Here is a 6,000-nt window from a genome sequence, read left to right on the forward strand (position 1 = left end):
AAAATGTTCGAACTCGTAGACAACATCCCCGCAAGCCCGGTAATCAAAGTTATCGGTGTTGGCGGTGGCGGCGGCAACGCTGTCAACCACATGGTCAAGAGCAACATCGAAGGCGTTGAATTCATCTGCGCCAACACTGATGCTCAAGCGCTGAAAAACATCGGCGCGCGCACCATCCTGCAACTGGGCACCGGCGTGACCAAAGGTCTCGGCGCTGGCGCCAACCCTGAAGTAGGTCGTCAGGCCGCTCTCGAAGACCGTGAGCGCATTGCCGAAGTCCTGCAGGGCACCAACATGGTGTTCATTACCACTGGCATGGGCGGTGGTACCGGTACCGGTGCTGCACCGATCATCGCCGAAGTGGCCAAGGAAATGGGCATTCTGACCGTAGCGGTCGTGACCCGTCCGTTCCCGTTCGAAGGTCGCAAGCGTATGCAGATCGCCGACGAAGGCATCCGCATGCTGTCCGAAAGCGTCGACTCGCTGATCACCATTCCCAACGAGAAGCTGCTGACCATCCTCGGTAAAGACGCCAGCCTGCTGTCGGCTTTCGCCAAGGCAGACGATGTACTGGCCGGTGCCGTTCGCGGTATCTCCGACATCATCAAGCGTCCGGGCATGATCAACGTCGACTTCGCCGACGTGCGTACCGTGATGAGCGAAATGGGCATGGCGATGATGGGCACTGGCTGCGCCAGCGGTCCGAACCGTGCACGTGAAGCCACTGAAGCGGCCATCCGCAACCCGTTGCTGGAAGACGTGAACCTGCAAGGTGCCCGCGGCATCCTGGTGAATATCACTGCTGGTCCTGACCTGTCCCTGGGTGAGTACTCCGACGTGGGTAGCATCATCGAAGCCTTCGCTTCCGAGCACGCGATGGTCAAGGTCGGTACCGTTATCGATCCGGACATGCGCGACGAGCTGCACGTGACTGTGGTTGCCACTGGTCTGGGCGCGAAAATCGAGAAGCCTGTGAAGGTCATCGACAACACCGTTCACACCTCCATGGCGTCTGCTCAGGTTCAACAACCGGCCCCTGCTCGTCAGGATGCACCGGCGGTGAACTACCGTGACCTGGACCGTCCGACCGTCATGCGCAACCAGGCTCAGGCCGGTGCTGCGACTGCCGCGAAGATGAATCCGCAGGACGATCTGGACTACCTGGACATCCCGGCATTCCTGCGTCGTCAGGCCGATTGATGGAATGTATCAGGGCTATGACGGTGATTGGTGTTCAGCAAAGGCTCGGTCTGCTATTATCGCCAGCCTTTGTTGATACCAGTTCGCAATTTGCGCTGAAGCGGCCCAAGCCATGATTAAACAACGCACACTGAAAAATATTATCCGTGCCACAGGTGTAGGCCTGCATTCCGGGGAGAAGGTCTACCTGACCCTCAAGCCTGCGCCTGTCGACACTGGCATTGTGTTTTGTCGCGCTGACCTCGACCCTGTGGTGCAGATTCCTGCCCGCGCGGAAAACGTCGGTGAAACCACTATGTCGACGACGCTGATCAACGGCGACGTCAAAGTGGACACGGTAGAGCACTTGCTCTCGGCCATGGCTGGCCTGGGCATCGATAACGCCTACGTCGAGCTCTCCGCGTCCGAAGTCCCGATCATGGATGGCAGCGCTGGACCGTTCGTATTCCTGATTCAATCGGCAGGCCTGGAAGAGCAGGACGCCGCCAAGAAATTCATCCGCATCCTGCGTGAAGTGACAGTGGAAGACGGCGACAAACGCGCCACTTTCGTCCCTTTCGAAGGGTTCAAGGTGAGCTTCGAGATCGACTTCGATCACCCGGTTTTCCGGGACCGCACCCAAAGTGCAAGCGTGGATTTTTCCAGCACTTCGTTCGTAAAAGAAGTCAGCCGCGCCCGTACTTTCGGTTTCATGAGTGACATCGAGTACCTGCGCAAGCACAACCTCGCACTCGGCGGCAGCGTTGAAAACGCGATCGTGGTGGATTCCGATGGTGTACTGAACGAAGACGGCCTTCGCTACGAAGACGAATTCGTGAAGCACAAGATCCTTGATGCGATTGGCGACCTGTACCTGCTGGGCAACAGCCTTATTGGTGAGTTCAAAGGCTTCAAGTCCGGTCATGCACTGAACAACCAGCTGCTGCGCAAGTTGATTGAGCAGACAGATGCGTGGGAAGTCGTGACGTTCGAAGACGCCAGCACTGCACCGATCTCTTACATGCGCCCGGTTGCGGCAGTGTAAGTAAAAAACCTCTCTAGTTTTTTGAAGGCCATCCTCGGATGGCCTTTTTTTATGCCCTGAATTTGATGTTGTCTGTTCTGGCGTCTTCGCGAGCAAGCCCGCTCCCACAGGGAGAACGCATTCCAAAAATGTGGGAGCGGGCTTGCTCGCGAAGAGGCCATTGCAACCACCGCAATACTTCAGCCAGCCACCACCACCCGATTGCGCCCACCTTCCTTGGCCTGATACAGAGCCTTGTCCGCCGCAAACAACAGTTGCTCCAGCGACATCTCGACCGCCGCCGTCCAGGTGCTGATGCCGATACTGACGGTCATCGCCACATCCGCGCCCTCGACTCTCGGCATCTGCTCGACTGCCTGGCGGATATGTTCGGCAATCTGACGTGCGCCGGTGCTGTCGGTTTCGGCGAGGATCACCGAAAACTCTTCGCCACCATAACGGGCGACCAAGTCCGCCGGACGCCGTACGTTCGCGCTGATCACCTTGGCCAGCTCGCGCAGTGCCTGATCGCCGGCCTGATGCCCATGGCGGTCGTTGAAGGCCTTGAAGTGGTCGGCGTCGATCATCATGACTGATAGCGGCTGGCCCGAGCGCTGGGCGCGGAACCATTCGTGGCGCAGCGACAGATCGAGCATTCGCCGGTTGGCCACCCCGGTCAGCGCATCGGTGGCGGCCAGTTGCGCCAGTTCGCGTTCGGCGCGTTGCCGTAAACGCAGTTCACGGGCGAGCAGCCAGGTCAGCCACAGCAGGCCGGCACAGAGCACGCCGGTGGCACCGCTGATCAACAACGCGGTGCGCCGCCAGGTGCCGAACACTTCATCGCTGGACAGCGCGACCATCACCGTCAGCGGCAAGTTACCGACCCGCGAATAGGTGTAGAGACGCTGCTGCTGATCCATGCTCGAGGTGCTGGTGAAACTGCCATTGCCATCCTTGTCCGCCAGGATCCGCACCACGTTGGGCCGGTTGCCGAAGCTCTTGCCGATGGAGTCGCTTTGCAGGTACGGCTTCTGCGCCAGCAGGATGCCGTCGCTGTTGATGATGTTCAGCGTACTGTCTTTGCCGATGTCGAGGCTGTTGAACAGCTGATCGAAGTAGTCGAGCTTCATCGAGGCCACGGCCACGCCGGCGAATTCGCCGGTGTCCGAGGAGATTCGCCGGCTGAAGCTGATGCGCCACTGGTTGGCTTCGTCGCAGTCGCAACGGGTCTTGAACGGGCGGCTGATGAACATGCCGGTGTCGCGGTTGAACGCGTGGGCGAGGAAGTAATCGCGGTCGGCGAAGTTGCCCGGTTTGGGCTCGACCCGCGATGAGTCGGCGATCACATCGCCATGCTTGTCGAGCAGCAGGATGTCGCCCTTGAAGCGCGCGGTGGTCGAACGGTCGAACAGCGCCAGGTGGCGGATCTGCGGAGTGACGTCGCGCAAGTCATCGCGCTGCGAGGCGGCGATCAGGCCTTGCAGGGTCAGGTCGTACAACTCGACGGTGCGCAGGACGTCAGCGTCGATCAGTTGCGCGATGGTGGTGGCGCTGCGGGTGGCCGATTCCTGAGCGTTGGCGTGCTCGCGGATCAGCAGAAACGTGACGATGCACAGAATCGCGATCACGGTCAGCGAACTGCCGCAGATCAGCAGCAATTCGGGACGTCCGGTCTTGCCCGCCACAGGTGGGGTACGGCTCGCGATCATGATGGGGGCTGTCGGTTGGGGGAATCTTAATAGCGTAGTTGCGTGAAGTCAGTGACGGTATTCAATTGTGGGAGCGGGCTTGCTCGCGAAAGCGCTGTGTCATTCAACATGGATGTCGACTGATACAGCGCTTTCGCGAGCAAGCCCGCTCCCACAGGGTAGATCAAAAACTTTGAGACGGGTGTTGTCGCGCCGATCTTAGAAGACGTTGATCGGGTAGTCGACAATTACACGGTATTCATCTGTGTCAGTATCGATCGCGCCGTAACCGTTGCCACCACGGTTGGTCGCCCACTGCAGACGTACCGCGAGATCTTTCGCCTGGCCGCTCTGGACTACGTATTTCAAGTCGATGTCGCGCTCCCAGTGTTTGGCGTTACGACCGTCAGCGCTGTACCACGAAGCATAGCCTTTGCTGTGCGGATCAACCTTGGTCAGGTCCACGGTGCCGCGCGAGTACGACACCGCCGAGGTCAGGCCCGGCATGCCGAGACCGGCGAAGTCATAGGCGTACTTGAGCTTCCAGGAGCGCTCGTTCGGGCCGTTGAAGTCCGAGTACTGCTGGGAGTTATCGAGGTAAACGCTGTCACCCTGGCTGATGTAGTCGAATGGAGTGTTGCCATTCACGCGCTGGTATGCGGCAGTGACGCTGTGGCTGCCGATGCCGACGGTGAAATGCAGGCTGTAGGTGTTGTTGTCGATGTTGCCCAGCAGCGCGTCGCCGGTGTCTTGCGTGTGATAGAAGTGCAGGCCCGGGTTGAGGCTGACCAGATCGTTCAGCGACCAGGTGTAGTCGAGGTCGTAGTAGTACTGGTTCCAGATGTCCTTGAGCTCGGCGGCATACAGGTTGCTGGTCAGGCCTTCGACGCCGCTCCAAGAAACCCCGGTCCAGTTCAAGTGACGGCTTTCGTCGCCATCGGCCAGCTTGCCGTAGGAAGTGCCGATGCGCTGGCGACCGCTCTGGTTATAAGGCTTGGTGAAACTGGCCTGGCCACCTTCGAACATCCAGCCGTCCAAACTGTGGTTAGTCAGGCTGACGCCACGAAAGGTCTGCGGCAGCATGCGGCTTTCACCACCGGCAATCACCGGGTTGGTGAGGAACAGGTCACCGGCCTTCAGCTCGGTGTCGAACGCACGCATTTTCAGGGTGCCGCCCGCAGTCGAGAACGAGCCCGGCGCTTTGCCGTTGCCATCGCTGATCGGCAGGATGCTCGAGCCATCGGTACCGCCACCGCCGTCGAGCTTCAGCCCGAGCATGGCGTGGGCATCAATGCCGAAACCGACCGTGCCTTCGGTGTAACCCGACTGGAAGATCCCGAGAAAACCCTGGCCCCACTCGATGTTGTCGTCCGTCTGCTGCAGACGGTTGCGATTCATGTAGTAGTTGCGAGCGTTGAGGTTGAGGCTCGAACCTTCGACGAAGCCTTCCCTGGCGGCTTCGTCGGCATGGGCGGCGGGCGCAATCGTTGCGGCAATTGCAATGAACAGCGGGGTGAAGCTGACTGGGTAACGCACTTGCGATGGAGCTCCTTGGGTCAACTGACACTTCAATGTCTTGAGGTGCGGGAAGTTTCTTGTTGTTACAGACGAACCAAACGGCTTTCAGACCACAACGAAAAAAGGCCGCTGAAAGGCAGCGGCCTGGAATGACGACGGTTGAACGGGAAGAGCCAAACAACCGCGTCGAGGGAAAATTTTTCGCGGTACGCGACTCAGCTGTCTTTCTCGGCCGCTTGAGCCTGTGAAGTGGCGGCCTGAGGGGCTTGCGAGGCGTCTTGCGACTTGACCAGCACTTCTGCCTGAGACTGTTCGAAGGCGTGAGCGCGAGCGGCATTCTGCGCTACGAACGACTGCGATTCTTCAGCCATCGCCATCGGCGACAGGATCAATGAGGACAAAACGAACGCGCTGGCAATACCCATACTGTTGGACATCTTGAAAACCTTCTCGCTTGGCGAGTGCTGTTTGGTGCGGGCAAAGATAAGGTTGCCGGGCGTTGGGAAACAGCGTGATTTTCATAAATGACTGTTACAGCAGAAGCAAAAGTCACCCCCTCACCCCAGCCCTCTCCCCCAGGGGGGCGAGGGG

General features: G+C 59.2%; 5 protein-coding genes. 2 read left to right on the forward strand and 3 right to left on the reverse strand.

Annotated features, from left to right (window positions below; genetic code table 11):
- Positions 1-3 precede the first annotated feature (3 nt).
- Positions 4-1,200, forward strand: coding sequence for a cell division protein FtsZ (ftsZ, locus tag PseAD21_RS16530; RefSeq protein ID WP_102356597.1), 1,197 nt, complete (start codon positions 4-6; stop codon positions 1,198-1,200).
- A 112-nt stretch (positions 1,201-1,312) separates the two neighbouring features.
- Positions 1,313-2,224, forward strand: a complete 912-nt coding sequence (lpxC, locus tag PseAD21_RS16535; protein ID WP_007961638.1) for a UDP-3-O-acyl-N-acetylglucosamine deacetylase — start codon at positions 1,313-1,315, stop codon at positions 2,222-2,224.
- A gap of 179 nt (positions 2,225-2,403) precedes the next feature.
- Here the strand turns inward: lpxC and PseAD21_RS16540 are convergent, their stop codons facing one another.
- From PseAD21_RS16540 to PseAD21_RS16555, 3 genes are all read right to left on the reverse strand, one after another.
- The gene (locus PseAD21_RS16540) at positions 2,404-3,912 is read right to left on the reverse strand and encodes a sensor domain-containing diguanylate cyclase (RefSeq protein ID WP_102356598.1); all 1,509 of its coding nucleotides are present in this window, start codon (positions 3,910-3,912) and stop codon (positions 2,404-2,406) included.
- A gap of 198 nt (positions 3,913-4,110) precedes the next feature.
- The gene (locus tag PseAD21_RS16550; protein WP_102356600.1) at positions 4,111-5,427 is read right to left on the reverse strand and encodes an OprD family porin; all 1,317 of its coding nucleotides are present in this window, start codon (positions 5,425-5,427) and stop codon (positions 4,111-4,113) included.
- Between the two features lie 197 nt (positions 5,428-5,624).
- On the reverse strand, positions 5,625-5,846 hold the full coding sequence (locus PseAD21_RS16555) for a hypothetical protein (protein ID WP_102356601.1): 222 nt from the start codon (positions 5,844-5,846) through the stop codon (positions 5,625-5,627).
- Positions 5,847-6,000 lie beyond the last annotated feature (154 nt).

This window comes from Pseudomonas sp. AD21, assembly GCF_002878485.1.
Taxonomy (GTDB): Bacteria; Pseudomonadota; Gammaproteobacteria; order Pseudomonadales; family Pseudomonadaceae; genus Aquipseudomonas.